The organism is Achromobacter sp. D7-1, assembly GCF_059760445.1.
Map to the genome: position 1 here is coordinate 1 of NZ_JCBAMT010000067.1, position 18,216 is coordinate 18,216.

Genomic DNA, 18,216 nt, shown 5'->3' on the forward strand with positions numbered 1-18,216 from the left:
CGCGCAAGGCGTCCGGCGCGGGCAATCATCAGAAGATGTGGCGGAAGCCCACTGCGGCGCCGAGCTGGTTGCTCTTGCCGGTGATTTCGCCGCTGGCGGCATCGCTGACCTTGTTCCAGTCCACGGTGCCGTAGACCTGCGAGCGCTTGGACAGCGAGTACTCGGCCACGGCGACCAGCGCGTAGCGTTTGCCCTTGTCGCCGTCTTCGACCACGTTCTTGCTCTGGTCGTAGTAGGCGGCGCCGGTGATGGCCCAGCGCGGCGTGGCCTGCCAGGTGACGCCGGCGAAGTAGCCGTTGTCCTTGCGGTCCAGGCCAGGAGCCTGGGCGCCGCCCATGACGGCGTTGACCCAGCCGGTTTCGTCGCGGCCGTTGTAGTAGCCGGCGAACACCTTGGCGCCTTCGAACTGATAGGAAGCGTTCAGGTTCCAGACGCGCTGGCGCAGATCGGAATCCGTGCCGTCGTAGGTCTGCTGGTAGCCCGCGCCCAGGCCCAGGTTGCCCACGGTGTAGCGCAGGCTGGCGCCGTACTGCTGGCCGGCCTTGTGGTCGTTGTAGTCGTCGCCGTTGGCCCAGGACAGCACGAACGCCAGGTCTCCAATGGTGTTGGAGTACTTGGTCATGTTGTTGGTGCGCACGCGCGACATGGCGGCGGGCAGCCAGGCGTTCTGGTCGTAGTTGCCGACGGTCAGCGGGTCGAAGTAGTCGGCCAGCAGGTCGAACATCGGGGTGTTCTGCAGACCCAGGGTCAGCGCGCCGATGCTGCCGCCGTCCAGGCCGATATAGGCCAGGCGGCTGAAGGTCTTGCTGGGATCCGAGCCGCGGCCGTTCTGCATGTTGAAGCCGTTTTCCAGGCGGAAGAAGGCGCGGTTGCCGTTGCCCAGGTCTTCGGAGCCGCGCAGGCCCCAGCGGCTGTTGGAGATGGCGCCGTTTTCCATCGATACGCGGCTGCCGTCCGCGCCGACGCTGCCGGCGCTGGTGCTCAGGTAGCGGATGCTGACGTCGGCGATGCCGTAGAGGGTGACGCTGGTTTCGGCTTGGGCCGTGCCGGCGGCCAGGCCCAGGCCTGCAAGGGCGAGGGATAGAGTGATGCGTTTCATGCGGGGGGCTCCTCCTGGGTAGCGCTATTTTTAATGGCGCCGGGCTTTTGGCCCGGCTGGTTGCGCCTGGCGGATCGTCAGGCGCTGGGCCGTCGCTCCGACACTTTGGGTAAGCGCGGGTCCGGGCGATGGCCGCATATGCACATATACGCCGTAATGTTGCAACGTATCAGCGCCTGGGAATTCTAGAAAAGTTGAGGAGCAAACAACACCTGTAGTTTTTTGGAGTTTTCCCTGGTTTACAGGAACGCAAAACAGGGGGCGGGCAGAGTGCGCAGGCAGGGGTGAAAAAAAACCCCGTTGCAGGAACGGGGTTTCATGTTGGCGCCAGGCTACAGCGTCATGTGCAGCGGCAGCCACGTCGCTATGCCAGGCACGGCATAGAGCAGCAGCACCGCCAGGATCATGAGGAAGAACATGGGCAGCGAGGCGCGCGCGATATAGGGCAATTCCCTGCCGCTCATGCCGGACAGTACGAACAGGTTGAACCCCACCGGCGGCGTGATCTGTGCCATTTCCACAACGAATACGATGAAGATGCCGAACCAGATCAGGTCGATGCCGGCGGCCTGCACGGTGGGCAGCAGCACGCCCATGGTCAGCACGACGATGGAAATGCCATCCAGGAAGCAGCCCAGGACGACGAAGAACACCATCAGCGCCATGATCAGCCAGAACTGGGACAGGCCCAGGCCGCCGATCCATTCGGCCAGCGCGCGGGGCAGGCCGATGTAGCCCATGGCCAACGTCAGGAACTGCGCGCCGGCGAGGATCAGCGCAATCATGCAGTACAGCCGCGTCGCGCCCAGCAGCGACTGCATGAAGGTGCTGCGGGTGAGCGAGCCCTGCAGCGCGGAGAGGAACAGGGCCCCCACCACGCCGACCGCGGCGGCTTCCGTGGCGGTCGCGATGCCGGTATAGATGGAGCCGAGCACGGCGCCAATCAGCAGCATCACCGGAATCAGATGGCGCGAGCGCGACAGCTTCTGCATCAGCGACAGGCCGGGATCCGCCGCGGGCACCTGGCCGGGGTTGCGGATCGCCCACCAGGCGATGTAGCCCATGAACAGCAGCGCCAGCATCAGGCCGGGCAGGATACCTGCAATGAACAGCTTGGCGATGGACACGTCCGCGGCCACCCCGTACACGATCATGATGATGGAAGGCGGTATCAGCAGGCCCAGCGTGCCGGCCCCGGACAACGTGCCGAGGATCTTGTCCTCGGGATAGCCGCGGCGCGTGAGTTCGGGGATGGTCATCTTGCCGACCGTGGCGCAGGTCGCCGCGGACGAACCCGAGACCGCCGCAAAGATGGCGCAGCCGATCACGTTGGTGTGCAGCAGTCGGCCGGGAAGGCGGTTGAGCCAGGGGGCGAGCCCCTTGAACAGGTCTTCGGACAGCCGCGTGCGGAACAGGATTTCGCCCATCCACAGGAACAGCGGCAGGGCGGTCAGCGTCCAGCTGGAAGACGCGCCCCAGATGGTGACGGCCATGGCGTCGCCGGCCGGCCGGCTGGAGAAGATCTCCATGCCGATCCAGGCGGTTCCCGCCAGGGTCAGGCCGACCCAGACCCCGCAGCCCAGCAGCGCGAAGATCGAGACGACCAATAGGGTTATGACGAGAAGTTCATTCATGGGTTTGCTGCGAAGTGGCGGCGGCCAGGCCGCGTGAGCGTCGGATCAGCTCGTCGAGCAGGGCGACCAGGAACAGCACCGTGCCCACGGCCATGCTGAGCTGGGGTATCCAGAGCGGCGTGGCGTCGTTGGACGTGGAAATGTCGTTGAATTGCCAGGAGTCGTAGGTCAGCTTGATGCTGAAGAACGCGAAGGCGGCTGCCAGCAGGGAGCCGGCCGCCAAGGCAAAGATGTCCAGCCTGCGGCTCGCAGCGGGTTTGAGCGAATTGAGCAGCAGCGTCACGCGGATGTGCTCGCCGTGCTTGAACGTGCTGGCTAACGCGAGGAAACCGGCGGCGGCCATGAAATACCCGGCATAGGCGTCCGTGCCGGGTATGTTCCAGTGGAGCTGGCGCGCGATGATCGCGGCCAGCACCGACCCCAGGACGCCTATCGTGCACAGGCCGGCCAGCAGGCCGGCCGCGCCGTAAAGACCATCTAGAAAGCGGCGCATGGAGATATCACTGCTTCTTGTAGGCGTCGATCATGGCCTGGCCGTCAGCGCCGGCTTTCTTCAGCCAGTCGTCCAGCATGCGCTTGCCGATCACCGACAGGCCTTCCTTCAGCTCGACCGTGGGCTTGATGGTTTCCATGCCGTTCTTGGCCAGCTCTTCCTGGTACCACTTGTTCTTTTCCTGCGACAGCTTCCAGCCGCGCTCTTCAGCCTGCGCGCCGGCCTTCTTCAGGGCGGCCTGGGTCGCCGGGTCGAGCGCGTCGAACGCCTTCTTGTTGACGATGATGGCGTTCTTCGGCAGCCAGGCCTGGGTGTCGTAGAACTTCTTGATGTACTCGTAGGTCTTGGTGTCGTAGCCCGTCGATGCCGAGGACATGTAGGAATCGATCACGCCGGTGGCCATGGCCTGGGCCAGTTCAGCCTGCTGCACCGTGACGGGCTGCGCGCCGACCAGTTCGGCGATCTTGGCCGTCACCGGGCTGTAGGCGCGCCACTTCAGGCCCTTCATGTCGCTGATCTGCTTGATGTCCTTGTTGGCGAAGATGCCCTGGGGCGGCCAGGCCACTGCGTACAGCAGGGTCATGCCGTGCGCGTTGAGCTTCTTCTCGAGGAAGGGTTTCTGCGCCTGGTAGAGCTTGAACGAAGCGTCATAGCCGGTGGCCAGGAAGGGCAGGCCGTCCAGTTCGTAGATCGGATCTTCGTTCGCAAAGTTGGTCAGCAGGATCTCGCCGATCTGCGCCTGATTGCCTTGCACCGCGCGCTTGATCTCGGGCGCCTTGTACAGCGAGGCGTTGTTGTGCAGCGTGATCTTCAGCTTGCCTTCCGACAGCGTGTCCACGTCCTTGACGAAGGTGGTCAGGTTCTCTACGTGGAAGTTGCTGGCCGGATAGGCCGTGGGCAGATCCCATTTGGTTTGCGCCTGTGCGCCTGCGCTGAACGCCAGAACGATGCTGCCGGCGAGCAGGGAAATTTTCTTGTGCATGGGTGGGTCCTTCTTTGCGAATGGTGAAGCCGGGTTGTGCCCGAAAGGCATTGCGAAAGAGTGCGCTGCGCCGATGACGCGCAGCTGAAAAGCCGTGCCATTCTATGTTGCTATGCGGCGGCAGGGCGCGTGAAATCGCGTCTTTACGGGTTATTCCTAACAGCCGCGCGCAGCGCCGATCATTGAGGGTTCAATCTTTGCGCAAACGCAATGCGGCAGCGGTTTTTCTTCTAACATTGCGTATCAAATGCATGGTGCAGAGGCGCGTGTGAACTTCGTTTTCCGTCGTGATGAATTGCTGGTTGAAGAGACGTCCGCCGTATTGCCGGACACCGCCGTGTGCGTACGGATAGGCGTGGCGGCTGCGGCCTTGCAGCCGATCTGGACATTGCCCGGTTCGCCGTACCGCACCGTGCACGTGGAGCCGGGCGTGGAGCCGCCGCAGGGCTATGCCTTCAGGAAGCTGCGCTCGCTTTTCGGGGTGCTGGACGACGAGCGCATGGCGCTGGCCGGCCGCGCCTACCAGATCGCCGAATGGGCGCGCACGCACCGGTTCTGTGGCGTCTGCGGCACGCCGGCGGAACGCGTACCCACTGAGTTCTGCCTGCGCTGCCCGTCCTGCGGCTTTTCGGCCTATCCGCGCATCTCGCCGGCCATGATGGTGCTGATTCGCAAGGGCGACAGCATCCTGCTGGCGCGCCACACCACCACGGCCACCTCGCGCTACACCGCGCTGGCCGGCTTCGTCGAGCCTGGCGAAAGCATCGAGCAGACCATCCATCGCGAGGTCTACGAGGAGGTGGGCCTGAAGGTGGGCAATCTTCAGTACTTCGGCAGCCAATCCTGGCCGTTTCCGCATTCGCTCATGGTTGCGTTCACGGCGGACTACGTGTCGGGGGATATACGTGTCCAGGAAGAGGAGATCGCCGATGCGCGCTGGTTCGGCCCGGGCGATCCCATGCCCGAGATCGCGCCGCGGATTTCCATCGCCGGCGGGCTGATCCGGGCCAATCTGCCCATGGGCTGGTCGGCGCCTTAAACCGCCTTTCTGGTTTGGAGTTTTCTAGGGGTATTCCCTCGAAAGAGGGGGTTTCTGGCGCTTCGTTCGTATTTTTTATTGATGAAATATAGATAAATTATTAGTATTTCGTTCATATAAACTCGGCTTGCGTCTCCCATGACACCCGCTTTGATTGCATCGTCGGCCCATCTGGCCGGCGGCAGCGCGCCCGACCTCTCCGAGGTGGAATTCGGCCTGATGATCGCCAGCCACGCCTTCGACCGCTGGACCGTGCGCTGCATGGCGGCGGCCGGGCTGCCCGACCTGACGCCCACCGACGTAATGGTCTTTCATCATGTCTATCACCGTGAACGGCCCAAGAAGCTGGCCGACATCTGCTTCACGCTGAACGTCGAGGACACGCACATCGTCAGCTATGCGCTCAAGAAGCTGGACCGCCTGGGCGTGGTCAAAGGCGAGCGCAACAGCAAGGAAGTCTTCTACAGCGTGACCCCGGACGGCGCGGCCATCCTCAAGCGCTACGCCGAGATCCGCGAACAATGCCTGACCGCCGGCCTGGACGCGCCGGGCGGGGGCGGGCTGGACTACAGCCGCCAATTGGCGCACACCTTGCGCGCGCTGTCCGGCCTGTACGACCAGGCCGCCCGCGCGGCGACCTCTCTCTGATTCCATTTACCCGCGCGCGGCCGCATGCGCCGCGGCGACTCTTTGTTTGCAAGGACAGCTATGAAGTGGCAATTCTGGATTGACCGTGGGGGTACCTTTACCGACATCGTGGCGCGGCGTCCCGATGGCACGACCACCACGGCCAAGATGCTCTCGGAAAACCCGGAGCAGTACCGCGACGCGGCCGTGGCCGGCATCCGCAAGCTGCTGGGCATCGCGCCCGGCCAGCCCGTACCCGCCGATCAGGTCGAGTGCGTGAAGATGGGCACCACGGTGGCCACCAACGCCTTGCTGGAACGCAAGGGCGAGCGCACCTTGCTGGTGACGACCAAGGGTTTCCGCGACGGCCTGCGCATTGCCTACCAGAACCGTCCGCGCCTGTTCGACCGTAACGTCGTTCTGCCCGAGATGCTGTACGAATCCGTGGTGGAAGCGGACGAGCGCGTGGCCGCCGACGGCGAGGTGATCCGCGAACTGGACCAGGAAGCGCTGCGCGCGGCTATGCAGGCGGCCTACGACAGCGGCATCCGCGCGGTCGCCATCGTCTTCATGCATGCCTGGCATGCGCCGGAACACGAGCGCATCGCTGCCCGCATCGCGCGCGAAGTGGGCTTCCCGCAGGTGTCGGCCTCGCACGAGGTCAGTCCGCTGATCAAGTTCGTGTCGCGCGGCGATACCACGGTGGTGGATGCCTATCTGTCGCCGATCCTGATGCGCTATGTGGACCAGGTGGCTGGCGAACTGCCGGGCATCCGCCTGATGTTCATGCAATCGAGCGGCGGCCTGACCGACGCGCACCGTTTCCGGGGCAAGGACGCCATCCTGTCGGGGCCTGCCGGCGGCATCGTCGGCATGGTGCGCACCAGCGAGATCGCGGGCTTTCCGAAGGTCATCGGCTTCGACATGGGCGGCACCTCCACCGACGTGTCTCACTATGCCGGCGAATTCGAACGCGAGTTCGAGACCCAGGTGGCCGGCGTGCGCATGCGCGCGCCCATGATGAGCATCCACACGGTGGCGGCGGGCGGCGGTTCGATCCTGCATTTCGACGGCGCGCGGCTGCGCGTGGGTCCGGATTCGGCCGGCGCCAATCCTGGCCCCGCGTGCTATCGCCGCGGCGGCCCGCTGGCGGTGACGGACTGCAACGTCCTGCTGGGCAAGATCCAACCCGATTTCTTCCCCAAGGTCTTCGGCCCCGAGGCCAATGAGCCGCTGGACCGCGACGCGGTCGTGGCGCGCTTTACGGCCATGTCCGACGAAGTGCGTGCCGCCACCGGCCGCGAGATGAGTCCGGAACAGCTCGCCGAGGGCTTCCTGGAAATCGCGGTGGGCAATATGGCCGAGGCCATCAAGCGCATTTCGGTGCAGCGCGGCCACGACGTGACCGAATACGCGCTGACCGTGTTCGGCGGCGCGGGCGGCCAGCACGCCTGCCTGGTCGCCGACGCGCTGGGCATGACGACGGTGTTCGCGCATCCGCTGGGCGGCGTGCTGTCGGCCTATGGCATGGGCCTGGCTGACCAGACCGACATGCGCCAGAAGACGGTCGAGAAGGTGCTGGACGCGGACCTGATGCAGGCGCTCCAGGGCGAGCTGGACGAGCTGGCCGGCCAGGCCGTGGGCGAATTGCGCCGCCAGCATGTGGCCGAAAGCGATATCAGCGTGCAGCGCCGCCTGCACCTGAAGTACCGCGGCACGGACACCTCGCTGGAAGTGGCCTACACGGACCTGAACCAGGCGCGCAAGGATTTCGAGGCGGCCTACCGCCTGCGCTATTCCTTCCTGATGCCCAACCGCGAGCTGGTGGTGGAAACCATCTCCGTCGAAGCCACGGGCGGCGGCGAACGCGTCAGCGAAGCGACCACCGCGCGGCTGCGCGATGGCGCCCTGGCTCCCAGCCGCGTCGTCAGCATGTACAGCGGCGGCGCCTGGCGCGACACGCCCTTGTATGTGCGCGAGGACATGGCGGGCGGCGACGTGGTGGCGGGACCTGCCATCATTTCCGAGCCCAACCAGACCACGGTGGTCGAAGCCGGCTGGCAGGCTGAACTGACGGCGCAGGATCACTTCGTGATCCGCCGCGTCGAAGCTCGTCCGGAACGCCGCGCCATCGGCACACAGGCCGATCCGGTGATGCTGGAGGTCTTCAACAACCTCTTCATGTCGATCGCCGAGCAGATGGGTTACCGCCTGCAGAACACGGCCTATTCGGTCAACATCAAGGAACGGCTGGACTTCTCCTGCGCGATTTTCGATGCGCAGGCCCGTTTGATCGCCAACGCGCCGCACATGCCGGTGCACCTGGGTTCCATGGGCGAATCCGTGCGCACAGTCATGCACGCCAATGCCGGCAACATGCAGCCTGGCGACGCCTATGTGGTGAACGATCCGTACCATGGCGGCACGCACTTGCCCGACGTCACGGTCATCACCCCGGTGTTCGACCGCGACGGACGCGAGATCCTGTTCTACGTGGGTTCGCGCGGCCACCATGCCGACATCGGCGGCACCACGCCGGGCTCCATGCCGCCCGATTCCAAGACAGTGGAAGACGAGGGCGTGCTCTTCACCAACTTCCAGCTGGTGAAGAATGGCGAGTTCCGCGAAGCCGCCGCGCGCGGCATCCTGGGCTCGGGCCGCTGGCCCGCGCGCAATCCGGACCAGAACATCGCCGACATGCACGCGCAGATCGCCGCCAACGAAAAGGGCGTGCAGGAGCTGCTGCGCATGTGCGACCACTTCGGCCTGGAGGTGGTCCGCGCCTACATGGGGCATGTGCAGGACAACGCCGAGGAAGCGGTGCGCCGCGTGATCTCGGTGCTGAAGGACGGCAGCTACGAGTATCCGCTGGACAACGGCGCGATGATCCGCGTGGCCGTGAAGGTCGACACCCAGGCGCGCAGCGCCGTGGTGGATTTCACCGGCACGTCCAACCAGCTGGACAACAACTTCAACGCACCCGGCGCCATCGCCGTGGCGGCGGTGCTGTACGTGTTCCGCACGCTGGTCAATGACGACATTCCGCTGAACGACGGCTGCCTGGTGCCGCTGTCCATCATCCTGCCGGAAGGCTCGATGCTGCGCCCGAATCCGCCGGCCTCGGTGGTGGCGGGCAACGTGGAAACCTCCATGTGCATCGTCAACGCGCTGTACGGCGCGCTGGGCGTGCTGGCCGCGAGCCAGGGCACGATGAACAACTTCACGTTCGGCAATGCGCGCCATCAGTACTACGAGACCATCTCGGGCGGTACGGGCGCGGGTCCGGTGCGCATCGATGCGGCGGGTCCCCACGATGAAGGTTTCGCAGGGACTTCGCTGGTGCAGGCGCACATGACCAATTCGCGCCTGACGGATCCCGAAGTGCTGGAGTTCCGCTTTCCGGTGCGCTTGGAGTCCTACGAAATCCGCAAGGGTTCGGGTGGCGCCGGCCGCTATCCGGGCGGCGACGGCGGCGTGCGCCGCATCCGCTTCCTGGAAGACATGACGGCGGCGATCCTGTCGAACAACCGACTGTACGCGCCGTTCGGCCTGGCAGGCGGGCAGCCCGGCGCCATGGGCCGCAACTCGGTCGAGCGCGCCGATGGTTCGGTGCAGGAACTGGGGCCGCAAGACAGCGCGCAGCTGTGTTCGGGTGACATCTTCGTCGTTGAAACCCCCGGAGGCGGGGGCTACGGCCAGGCTTGACCCGTAGCGGATGAAGCAACGGCCGCGTCAGCAATGACGCGGCCGTTGTTTTTCGGGCGTGGCGGATGACTACGATTCAGTGTCCGACATCACGTCCAGCGCAATGTCCGCCTTCGCCTTGCGGTCGTAAACCCGCAAGGTCACTTCGCTTTCTCCGATCTCGAACAGCGCGGTCGCCAAGGTGTTCTCGTCATCGGGATCGTCCGCCGCGGTGCGCAATATCGGCAGCTTTCCCTCGGTGTCGTGCAAGGCGGCGATCACATCGTCGCGGCCGGTGCTGCCGGACCAGCCGTCCACGATCCCTTCGATGCGGTTCTGCCGCGCCCGCGACGAGTCCGTGACGAGCTGGGCCACGCCGCCCATGTCCGCATGCACGATGTGGTTGGCATGGCCGTAGCGCGTGCCGATCTCCAGGATGGAGACCGAGCCCGGCGCGACTTCGGCGCTGAGCAGGCGCGGGTCGCCGGCCGCACCCAGCGTGTGATGGAAGCCGCCGGAATGCGGCAGTTCGCGCAGCAGCCCGACGGCCTCGTCCAGCGTGGCGCAATCCAGCAGCGCGCGCGCCATCAGCATGCGCGGCACGCCCGGATGTCGTTGCCGGATGCGCAGGTTATTGATGGTCTGGACCAGCCCGGCACGGTTGGCGCCGAAGGTGTGACCGGGCAGGGAACCGGGGTAATAGAAGCTGACGTAGCCGGGCGCGTCGTCCAGCGCCACGTCGACCAGATGGCAACGCCCATGCAGGTAGGGATCGCCGTCCTCGTTGTGGCCGATCCAGCGCGTGCCGTCCGCCGCCCGTAGCGCGACCGACGTGCAGCCGTCGGTGGTGCTGTGCAGCAGGTCGCCGCGGCAGTTCCACAGCAGCACGTCCTCGATCGGCATGCGCAGGCCTTCCGCCATGCCTTCCAGCTCTTCCCAGACTGCCGGCAGCGCCGTTTGCGCCTGCCGTGCCAACTCGTCCAGGAAGGCGTGGCCGCGCCACGGTCGCAGCGCATCCCAGCTGCGGCTTTGCTCCAGGTAGGTTGCCATCAGGGGGCGCGCCAGCTTGCCCAGCGCCAGGCCGGTTTGACGCCGGTTGCCGGCAATGCGCACATATTTGTAGGCCATGGGAATCCTCCGGGTGTCATGCGGATTGTAAATTTTCCGGCCGCTGCCGGGTGGGGACGTATGCGTTAAGATCGGCGGTAAGCTGTGCCGGAGACCCCGGTGCGGCCTAGGAATCATGCCCCTACAACAACCCCGGGGTGCCGACTGGTCCCCAAGAGGAGAGTTTCATGATCAAACGCAAAGTCGCCGCCGCGCTGGTCGGCCTGTCCGTGGCCATGTTCGGCGCCGCCTCCGGCGCGCAGGCCCAAGGCAAGGAATTGGTGGTGGCCACCGATACCGCTTTCGTGCCGTTCGAGTTCAAGCAGGGTAATACCTATGTGGGCTTCGACGTGGATCTCTGGGCGGCCATCGCCAAGGAACTCAACCTCAAGTACAAGCTGCAGCCCATGGACTTCGCCGGCATCATCCCGGGCCTGCAGACCAAGAACATCGACGCGGCGCTGGCCGGCATCACGATCCGCGACGACCGCAAGAAGGTCATCGACTTCTCCGATCCTTATTACGAAAGCGGCCTGGCCATCCTGGTCGGCGAAAAGAACACCGACATCAAGGACGCCAAGTCCCTGGCCGGCAAGACCGTCGCGGTCAAGACCGGCACCGCCACCGTGGACTTCCTGAAGGCCCAGGTGCCGGACGCCAAGCTCAAGCTGTTCCCGAACATCGACAACGCCTATCTGGAACTGGCCACGGGCCGGGTGGACGCGGCGGTGCACGACACGCCCAATGTCCAGTACTACGCCAATACGGCGGGCAAGGGCCGCGTGAAGGTGGTGGGTTCGGTCAAGAGCGGCGACTTCTACGGCATAGCCTTCCCCAAGGGCAGCGATCTGGTGCCGCAGGTGAACAAGGCCCTGGCCACGCTGAAGGCCAACGGCCAGTACGACGCCATCTACACCAAGTGGTTCGGCAAGAAGCCCTGAGCATACGGGTTCGCTTTGCGTTCCGGGACCGCTCGGCAGCGGCCAGCGCCGGCTGATGCCGGCCGCTGCGCCGCAGTCCGGCGGGCGGTCCCGCGCCGCTCTCGCCGTGCCATGCCGCGGCGCCGCGCCATAGGGGGAATATCGTGGAGTTTGACTGGACTGTAATCAGGGACGCGCTACCCAATCTGCTCGAGGGTACGCTCATGACCATCAAGATCACGTTCTGGGGCTTGTTTGGCGGCTTCTTGCTGGGCGCGCTGTCAGGCGTGACGCGGGCCTATGGGCATCCCGTGCTGTCGGCCATCGCGCAGGTCTACGTCGCGGTCATCCGCGGCACGCCCATCGTGGTGCAGGTGATGTTCATCTATTTCGCCTTGCCCTTGCTGGCGAACATCCGGGTGGACGCGGAATGGGCGGCGATTGTCACGCTCATCATCAATTCCGGGGCCTATATCTCTGAAATCGTGCGCGGCGCGCTGCTATCCGTGCACAAGGGCCTGAAGGAAGCGGGTCAAGCCATGGGGCTGCCGTTCCACAAGATCCTGTTGCACATCATCGGGCCGGTGGCGTTTCGCCGCATGATTCCGCCGCTGGGCAACCAGTGCATCATCAGCCTCAAGGATTCTTCGCTCTTCATCGTGATCGGCGTGGCCGAGCTGACCCGGCAGGGCCAGGAAATCATGGCCAGCAACTTCCGCGCGGTCGAGATCTGGTCGGCGGTGGCGATCGTTTACCTGATCCTGACCGGTCTCATGGCGCTGGCCCTGCATCTGGTTGAAAGAAGGATGCGCATACTATGAGCATGGTCGAATTTCACAACGTCACCAAGAACTTCGGCGAGTCCATGGTGCTCAACGGGATTTCGCTGAACATCGACGCGGGCGAGGTCGTGGTGGTGGTCGGGCCGTCGGGTTCCGGCAAGTCCACCTTCCTGCGTTGCATCAACGTGCTTGAAACCATCAATGGCGGCGATCTGCTGGTCGATGGCCTGAGCGTGAACGGCGGAGCGGCGCAAGTGCGCGAGATCCGCCGTGAAGCGGGCATGGTGTTCCAGCAGTTCAACCTGTTCCCGCAGATGACCGCGCTGGAAAACGTCATGTTCGGCCCGGTGCATACGCGCGGCCAGAGCCGCGCCGAGGCGCGCGAACTGGCCGAGAGCCTGCTGGCCAAGGTTGGCCTGGCCGAGCGCATGAACCACTATCCGTCGGAGCTGTCCGGCGGCCAGCAGCAGCGCGTGGCGATTGCGCGGGCGCTCGCCATCAAGCCCAAGCTGATGCTGTTCGACGAGCCCACGTCGGCGCTGGATCCGGAGCTGCGCCACGAAGTCCTCAAAGTCATGCGCGACCTGGCCGAGGAGGGCATGACCATGGTGGTGGTCACGCATGAGATGGAGTTCGCGCGCAAGGTGGGCAGCCGCTTGATCTTCATTGATGCCGGCAAGATCGCCCATGACGGGCCACCGGGCGAATTGCTGAGCAATCCGCCCAGCCAGCGGCTCAAGGATTTCCTGCAGCACGTGACCTGATTGCGGCGTGCAGGGCTGGGTTCAGCCCTGCACATCGGCTTTGCACCTCAGCCCTTCACGCGCACGATCTTCTGCACCTGCGGCACATGGCGGATGGCGCGGATGACCTGCGCCAGGTGCTTGCGGCTGTCGACCTGGATGGTCAGATGCAGCGACACCGTGGCGACTGCGTCGTCGTGCATGGTGACGTGCACGATGTTGGCGTCGGCCGCCGTGACTTCCGCGGCCAGCCGTCCCAGCACGCCGCGCTCGTTGCGCGTGACGATGTCCAGCCGCGTGGCCAGGTGCTTGGCGGTGTGGGCGTCCCAGGCGACATTGATCCAGCGTTCCGGCTCGCGCAGGCGCTGGCGCATCGCCACCGGGCAGTCGGCGGTATGCACCACCAGTCCATGTCCCATGCGCATGCCGGCGATGATGGGGTCGCCGGGCAGGGGGCCGCAGCAAGGCGCCAATTGCACGGCCTGGCCTTCATTGCCCTGGATCAGGATGGGGGCGCTGCGCGCCGAGGTAAGCTCGTCCACCGCCGCGGCCGTGGTCGCCACCAGTTGATGCTCGGGCGCGAAACGGCGCGCCACCACGGCAGCCAGGCGCTTGCCCAGGCCGATGTCGGCCAGGATTTCCTCGCGCGAGCTGGCGCCGGTGCTGCGCGCCAGCTTCTGCCAGGCCGGGTCGTCGGTGGCGGGCAGGGGCATGTGCAGTTCTTGCAGCGCCTGGCCCAGCAGGCGTTCACCAAAGGCCACGGACTCTTCGTACTTGACCGTGCGCAGGTAGTGGCGGATTTCGGAGCGCGCCCGTCCGGTACGGACGTAGTTGAGCCATTGCGCGTTTGGACGCGAGGCCGGCGAGGTGACGATTTCCACGGTGTCGCCGCTGTTCATCTCGGTGCGCAGGGGCACGAATTCGCCATTGACCTTGGCGGCCACCGCCTGGTTGCCGATGTCGGTGTGGATCGCGTAGGCGAAGTCCACTGGCGTGGCGCCGCGGGGCAGCGAGATGATCTTGCCGCGCGGGGTGAACACGTAGACCGCGTCGGGGAACAGGTCGACCTTGACGTGCTCCAGGAATCCCCCGGAGTCCCCGGTCTGGCTCTGGATGTCCAGGAGCGATTGCAGCCACTGGTGGGTGCGTTTCTGCAGGTCGTTGAGCGTCAGGTCGGCGCCCTTGTAGAGCCAGTGCGAGGCCACGCCTTCTTCGGCAACGTGATGCATGTCGCGCGTGCGGAACTGGAACTCCACGGGCGTGCCGTAGGGGCCGACCAGAGTCGTATGCAAGGACTGGTAGCCGTTCACCTTGGGAATGGCGATGTAGTCCTTGAACTTGCCGGGCACGGGCCGGTAGAGCTGATGCAGCGTGCCCAGGGCCAGGTAGCACTCGGGCAGGGTGTGCACGATGACGCGAAAGCCGTAGATGTCCAGGACGTCGGAAAACGACTTCTTCTGGTCGACCATCTTGCGGTAGATGCCGTACAGCGTTTTTTCGCGGCCGGTGACTTCGGCCTCGATGCCGGCGGCGGGCAGCGAGGCGCGCACCGAATCGGCGATCTTGGTGATGACTTCGCGGCGGTTGCCGCGGGCGGCCAGCACGGCCTTGTACAGCACCTGGTAGCGGTTCGGATACATGGCCGCGAAGCACAAATCCTGCAGTTCGCGGAACAGCAGGTTCAGGCCCAGGCGGTGCGCGATGGGCGCGTAGATGTCCAGGGTTTCGCGCGCGATGCGGCGGCGCTTTTCCGGATTGACGGCGTCCAGCGTGCGCATATTGTGCAGGCGGTCGGCCAGCTTGATGAGGATGACGCGCACGTCGCGCGCCATCGCCAGCAGCATCTTGCGGAAGCTCTCGGCCTGTTGTTCGGCCTTGGTGGCGAAGTCCAGGCGGTCCAGCTTGGACAGGCCGTCGACCAGTTCGGCGACTTCAGGACCGAATTTCTCGGCAAGCTCGTGCTTGGCGATGCCCTGGTCTTCCATCACGTCGTGCAGCAGGGCGGCGGACAACGCGTTGACGTCGAGCTTCCAGCCTGCGCAGATTTCCGTGACGGCGATGGGATGAGAGATGTAGGGCGAGCCGCTGGCGCGGAACTGGCCCAGGTGCGCCTGGTCCGCGAAGCGATAGGCTTCGCGTACGCGCTCTACGTCTTTCTTGTCGAGATAGCTGCCGATGATTTCGGTCAGCGGCGCCAGCGAGGCGACCGGCGAGGCGGTCGCGTCCGCCGCTTCTTGCGCGGCGACGGACGGTGGCGTGGGGGGAGTCTTGTCTTTCTTGCCCGTGCGGCGCCCGAGACGGGAGCCGGCACGCAGTGCGGCAAGCAGACCTGATGAAGCGTACTTCAGCCCGGGAAAAGCCATGCTTGCCGCCCCCGGAAACGATCAGGTGGGTACTTTACGCAGCATTTCCACGCCGGTGAGGCCGCCCGCGATTTCGCGCAGGGCAGTGACCGTGGGCTTGTCTTTGCTGTCCAGGCGCGGGGCATGGCCTTGCGCCAACTCGCGGGCGCGGTAGGTCGCGGCCAGCGTGAGCTTGAAACGATTGGGGATTTGATTCAGACAGTCTTCGACGGTAATGCGAGCCATTAGGACACCTGGTGCTGATGGAGGATAGGGAGAATGCGTTCGGCTCAGTGCTCGGCCGGGATGCCAAGTTGCGAGAACAACTGGCTGTGGCGGGCGGCCTGAGACGAAAAGCGCAGCCGCGCGGCGCTAACTATTTGAGTCAGTTCCGACAAGGCCACGCTAAATTCTTGATTAATAATAACATATTCGCATTCAGGCGCGTGGGCGATTTCGCCGCCCGCGGCCATCAGGCGGCGCGCGATCACCTGGGGCGCATCCTGGCCGCGCGCCTTGAGCCGGCTTTCGAGTTCATCGATGGACGGCGGCAGCACGAACACGCCGATCGCGCCGGGAAAGCGCTGCTTCACCTGGCGCGCGCCTTGCCAGTCGATTTCCAGCAGCACGTCGCGGCCGGCGCGGGTGGCTTCGTCGATGCGGTCTCGCGGCGTGCCATAGAAATTGCCGTGCACTTCGGCCCATTCCAGCAGATTGTTGCCTTCGCGCAGGAGCTTGAACTCGTCCGCGGACACGAAGCGGTATTCACGGCCGTCTTCCTCGCCGGGGCGGGGCGCGCGGGTGGTGCAGGAAATGGAGAGCAGGATGGAGGGGTCTTGCTGGAGCAAGGCCTTGACCAGGCTGGACTTGCCGGCGCCGCTGGGCGCGACGACCATGAAGACGTTTCCGGGATTGGCGGACATGAATGTGGCGGGCGTGTGATGCTGAGACACGAAGAATAACAAATCACGCGGCCGGGCAGGGGGTAACCCGCAAGCCTGCCGCGTGATTTGCGCCTGCCGGATTCAGCCGCCAGCCTTGGCGGCGGCCTGGGTCAGCTTGCCTCCGGCTGGTGGGGAGTCGCTGCCCAGCAGGTGGCCGTTGACCTCGATGCCATAAAGCGAATCGTCGGAGTCGTGGTACTTGGCCCGGGTCGCGGCGACCGACTCGGTGTAGCGCGGATCCTGGGGGCGTTCATGCGCGTTCATGAAGTAGGCGACATCCCAGGCTTCCTGGTCGCTCAGCATGCCGGCCTGCCCCAGCGGCATATTGGCCTTGATGAAGCCGGCGGCATTGCCGATCTGGTGCATGCCCGCGCCCCAGTTAAACGAGTCCGCGCCCCACAGGGCGGGGAATACCCAATGCTTGCCGTTCTTCTGGCCTCCGCCCTCGGCGCCGTGGCAGACGGCGCAATACTGCGCGTAGACCTCGCTGCCGCGCACGTAGTCCGCTTTCTGGGCGGGCGGCGGCAACTTGCGGTAGCCCTGGCCTTCCAGCACCACGCCGGTGGGCGCCTTGCTGGCCAGCCAGAACATATAGGTCTGCAGCGCGGTCAGCGTGGGATCGTCGGCGGCTGGGGCCTTGCCGTTCATGCTGAAGCGGAAACACCCTTGCAGGCGTTCGGCCAAGGTGTTGACGTGGCCATTCTTGGCGCGATACGCCGGGTACAGCACATAGGCTGCCCACATCGGGGCGGAATCTGCGCGGCGGCCGGCGTCCAGGTGACAGCTGGCGCAGTTCAGGTCGTTGCCGACGAACTTGCCGGCCTTCTGCGGCGTATGCAGGAAGATCTGCTCGCCTTCGCGTACGGCTTTGCCGAAATCGTTGTCGGGGATGGACGCGGCGGACGGCGGCGTGAAGGACGGGCGGGGTTCGGCCGCAAAAGTGGCGGCGGATGCGAACAGACAGGCGGCGGACAGCAGGCGCAGGCTGGTGGCGGTCATTGCTGGGCTCCCGCAGCGGTGTTGGCTTGCGCGGCAAGCTGGTCGGCGGCCTTGGGCAGGCCTGCGTAGTAAGCGGACACGGCGTCGATCTCGGCGCTGGAGAGGCGGGTGGCCACGGCAGGCATCAGGCCCAGCGGACCCGGCGGGCGCTGGCCTTGTTGCCACGCGCGCAGTTGGCCCGCGATGTAGGCGGCGGGCTGGCCTGCCAGGGCAGGGAAGTTCGCGCCGACGCCGATGCCGCCCGGTCCATGGCACTGATTACAGGCCGGCACGTTCTTATCCCAGGCGCCGCGGGTGGCCAGCCAGGCGCCGGTGTCGGCCGGCTTGACCGGATGCATGGCGGTGGCGGCGAGCTTGTCGGTGTCCAGCGTGGACGGCAGCGAAGCGTAGTACTGCGACACGGCCTTGCGCTGCGCCGGGTCCAGCGCCTTGGCGGTGGCGGCCATGACGGGGCTGATACGCGAGCCGTTGGCCATGGCTTCGAGCTGTTCTTCCAGGTAGGCGCTACCCATGCCGGCCAGCTGCGGAAAACCGGCGGCCGGATTGCCTTCGCCACGGGCGCCGTGGCAGGTGATACAGGCGGGCGCGCCATTCGCGCCCTGGGTGCTGATCTGCTTGCCGTCAGGCGCGCCCTGGGCTGCGGCCGAGGCGGTGTAGAGCGCGCCGAGGACGAGTGCGCCAGTCAGGGACCTTGGGATCATGGATGCTGCTCCATAGGTGTCTTTGGATTTTTGGTAATAAGCTAATTTCTAGGAATTATATAAAAACTTGTGACGGATCAACACGGGATTATCGGTTCGGTGGCATGCGCTGCGCTTGTT

Annotated in this window: 16 protein-coding genes; 6 read left to right on the forward strand and 10 right to left on the reverse strand. The window is 65.2% G+C overall.

Annotation, left to right across the window (positions count from 1 at the left end):
• Positions 1-28: 28 nt before the first annotated feature.
• The 4 genes from AC6LKD_RS23890 to AC6LKD_RS23905 all read right to left on the reverse strand — a co-directional run bounded on the left by AC6LKD_RS23890 (position 29) and on the right by AC6LKD_RS23905 (position 4,208).
• The gene (locus AC6LKD_RS23890) at positions 29-1,099 is read right to left on the reverse strand and encodes a porin (protein ID WP_498117673.1); all 1,071 of its coding nucleotides are present in this window, start codon (positions 1,097-1,099) and stop codon (positions 29-31) included.
• A 332-nt stretch (positions 1,100-1,431) separates the two neighbouring features.
• The gene (locus tag AC6LKD_RS23895) at positions 1,432-2,733 is read right to left on the reverse strand and encodes a TRAP transporter large permease (protein ID WP_498117675.1); all 1,302 of its coding nucleotides are present in this window, start codon (positions 2,731-2,733) and stop codon (positions 1,432-1,434) included.
• Entirely contained in the window at positions 2,726-3,226 is a 501-nt protein-coding gene (locus tag AC6LKD_RS23900; protein WP_498117677.1) for a TRAP transporter small permease, read from the reverse strand. The genes AC6LKD_RS23895 and AC6LKD_RS23900 overlap by 8 nt, the downstream gene beginning before the upstream one ends.
• Positions 3,227-3,233: 7 nt before the next feature.
• A complete protein-coding gene (locus AC6LKD_RS23905; RefSeq protein ID WP_498117678.1) occupies positions 3,234-4,208 on the reverse strand; it encodes a TRAP transporter substrate-binding protein in 975 nt (324 codons plus the stop codon).
• 268 nt (positions 4,209-4,476) lie between these two features.
• Between AC6LKD_RS23905 and nudC the strand changes: the two genes are divergently transcribed.
• From nudC to AC6LKD_RS23920, 3 genes are all read left to right on the forward strand, one after another.
• Positions 4,477-5,247: an NAD(+) diphosphatase gene (gene nudC, locus AC6LKD_RS23910; protein ID WP_498117680.1), complete on the forward strand. Its 771-nt coding sequence runs from the start codon at positions 4,477-4,479 to the stop codon at positions 5,245-5,247.
• A gap of 138 nt (positions 5,248-5,385) precedes the next feature.
• The gene (locus tag AC6LKD_RS23915) at positions 5,386-5,895 is read left to right on the forward strand and encodes a winged helix DNA-binding protein (protein ID WP_013394006.1); all 510 of its coding nucleotides are present in this window, start codon (positions 5,386-5,388) and stop codon (positions 5,893-5,895) included.
• Positions 5,896-5,955: 60 nt separating this feature from the next.
• On the forward strand, positions 5,956-9,579 hold the full coding sequence (locus AC6LKD_RS23920) for a hydantoinase B/oxoprolinase family protein (protein WP_498117681.1): 3,624 nt from the start codon (positions 5,956-5,958) through the stop codon (positions 9,577-9,579).
• 69 nt (positions 9,580-9,648) lie between these two features.
• On the opposite strand, the gene AC6LKD_RS23925 is transcribed toward AC6LKD_RS23920, so the two are convergent.
• Entirely contained in the window at positions 9,649-10,686 is a 1,038-nt protein-coding gene (locus AC6LKD_RS23925) for a C45 family autoproteolytic acyltransferase/hydrolase (RefSeq protein WP_013394004.1), read from the reverse strand.
• Positions 10,687-10,853: 167 nt separating this feature from the next.
• On the opposite strand from AC6LKD_RS23925, the gene glnH reads away from it, so the two are divergent.
• The 3 genes from glnH (at position 10,854) to glnQ (ending at position 13,131) form a co-directional block, all read left to right on the forward strand.
• Complete coding sequence (gene glnH / locus AC6LKD_RS23930; RefSeq protein ID WP_013394003.1) at positions 10,854-11,606, forward strand: glutamine ABC transporter substrate-binding protein GlnH; 753 nt, start codon at positions 10,854-10,856, stop codon at positions 11,604-11,606.
• A 143-nt stretch (positions 11,607-11,749) separates the two neighbouring features.
• On the forward strand, positions 11,750-12,406 hold the full coding sequence (gene glnP / locus AC6LKD_RS23935; RefSeq protein ID WP_041653760.1) for a glutamine ABC transporter permease GlnP: 657 nt from the start codon (positions 11,750-11,752) through the stop codon (positions 12,404-12,406).
• Positions 12,403-13,131 carry a glutamine ABC transporter ATP-binding protein GlnQ gene (gene glnQ / locus AC6LKD_RS23940; RefSeq protein ID WP_013394001.1) on the forward strand — a complete coding sequence of 243 codons (729 nt, stop codon included), beginning with the start codon at positions 12,403-12,405 and terminating at the stop codon, positions 13,129-13,131. Before glnP ends, glnQ begins: the two co-directional genes overlap by 4 nt.
• A 47-nt stretch (positions 13,132-13,178) precedes the next feature.
• Here the strand turns inward: glnQ and AC6LKD_RS23945 are convergent, their stop codons facing one another.
• From AC6LKD_RS23945 to AC6LKD_RS23965, 5 genes are all read right to left on the reverse strand, one after another.
• Positions 13,179-15,473 carry a RelA/SpoT family protein gene (locus AC6LKD_RS23945; RefSeq protein WP_498117682.1) on the reverse strand — a complete coding sequence of 765 codons (2,295 nt, stop codon included), beginning with the start codon at positions 15,471-15,473 and terminating at the stop codon, positions 13,179-13,181.
• 21 nt (positions 15,474-15,494) lie between these two features.
• A complete protein-coding gene (rpoZ, locus tag AC6LKD_RS23950; RefSeq protein WP_006219679.1) occupies positions 15,495-15,698 on the reverse strand; it encodes a DNA-directed RNA polymerase subunit omega in 204 nt (67 codons plus the stop codon).
• A gap of 44 nt (positions 15,699-15,742) precedes the next feature.
• Positions 15,743-16,375, reverse strand: a complete 633-nt coding sequence (gene gmk / locus AC6LKD_RS23955) for a guanylate kinase (RefSeq protein WP_013393999.1) — start codon at positions 16,373-16,375, stop codon at positions 15,743-15,745.
• Positions 16,376-16,477: 102 nt separating this feature from the next.
• Positions 16,478-17,395 carry a c-type cytochrome gene (locus tag AC6LKD_RS23960; RefSeq protein ID WP_498117683.1) on the reverse strand — a complete coding sequence of 306 codons (918 nt, stop codon included), beginning with the start codon at positions 17,393-17,395 and terminating at the stop codon, positions 16,478-16,480.
• Positions 17,392-18,096: a c-type cytochrome gene (locus tag AC6LKD_RS23965; RefSeq protein WP_498117684.1), complete on the reverse strand. Its 705-nt coding sequence runs from the start codon at positions 18,094-18,096 to the stop codon at positions 17,392-17,394. Before AC6LKD_RS23965 ends, AC6LKD_RS23960 begins: the two co-directional genes overlap by 4 nt.
• Positions 18,097-18,216: the final 120 nt, after the last annotated feature.

What these genes read in the sequence shown, in the direction of transcription:
- AC6LKD_RS23890 (WP_498117673.1), bottom strand. Translation starts at nt 1,099, where the DNA reads ATGAAACGCATCACTCTATCCCTCGCCCTTGCAGGCCTGGGCCTGGCC.
- AC6LKD_RS23895 (WP_498117675.1), bottom strand. Translation starts at nt 2,733, where the DNA reads ATGAATGAACTTCTCGTCATAACCCTATTGGTCGTCTCGATCTTCGCG.
- AC6LKD_RS23900 (WP_498117677.1), bottom strand. Translation starts at nt 3,226, where the DNA reads ATGCGCCGCTTTCTAGATGGTCTTTACGGCGCGGCCGGCCTGCTGGCC.
- AC6LKD_RS23905 (WP_498117678.1), bottom strand. Translation starts at nt 4,208, where the DNA reads ATGCACAAGAAAATTTCCCTGCTCGCCGGCAGCATCGTTCTGGCGTTC.
- AC6LKD_RS23915 (WP_013394006.1), top strand. Translation starts at nt 5,386, where the DNA reads ATGACACCCGCTTTGATTGCATCGTCGGCCCATCTGGCCGGCGGCAGC.
- AC6LKD_RS23920 (WP_498117681.1), top strand. Translation starts at nt 5,956, where the DNA reads ATGAAGTGGCAATTCTGGATTGACCGTGGGGGTACCTTTACCGACATC.
- AC6LKD_RS23925 (WP_013394004.1), bottom strand. Translation starts at nt 10,686, where the DNA reads ATGGCCTACAAATATGTGCGCATTGCCGGCAACCGGCGTCAAACCGGC.
- glnH (WP_013394003.1), top strand. Translation starts at nt 10,854, where the DNA reads ATGATCAAACGCAAAGTCGCCGCCGCGCTGGTCGGCCTGTCCGTGGCC.
- glnQ (WP_013394001.1), top strand. Translation starts at nt 12,403, where the DNA reads ATGAGCATGGTCGAATTTCACAACGTCACCAAGAACTTCGGCGAGTCC.
- AC6LKD_RS23945 (WP_498117682.1), bottom strand. Translation starts at nt 15,473, where the DNA reads ATGGCTTTTCCCGGGCTGAAGTACGCTTCATCAGGTCTGCTTGCCGCA.
- rpoZ (WP_006219679.1), bottom strand. Translation starts at nt 15,698, where the DNA reads ATGGCTCGCATTACCGTCGAAGACTGTCTGAATCAAATCCCCAATCGT.
- gmk (WP_013393999.1), bottom strand. Translation starts at nt 16,375, where the DNA reads ATGTCCGCCAATCCCGGAAACGTCTTCATGGTCGTCGCGCCCAGCGGC.
- AC6LKD_RS23960 (WP_498117683.1), bottom strand. Translation starts at nt 17,395, where the DNA reads ATGACCGCCACCAGCCTGCGCCTGCTGTCCGCCGCCTGTCTGTTCGCA.
- AC6LKD_RS23965 (WP_498117684.1), bottom strand. Translation starts at nt 18,096, where the DNA reads ATGATCCCAAGGTCCCTGACTGGCGCACTCGTCCTCGGCGCGCTCTAC.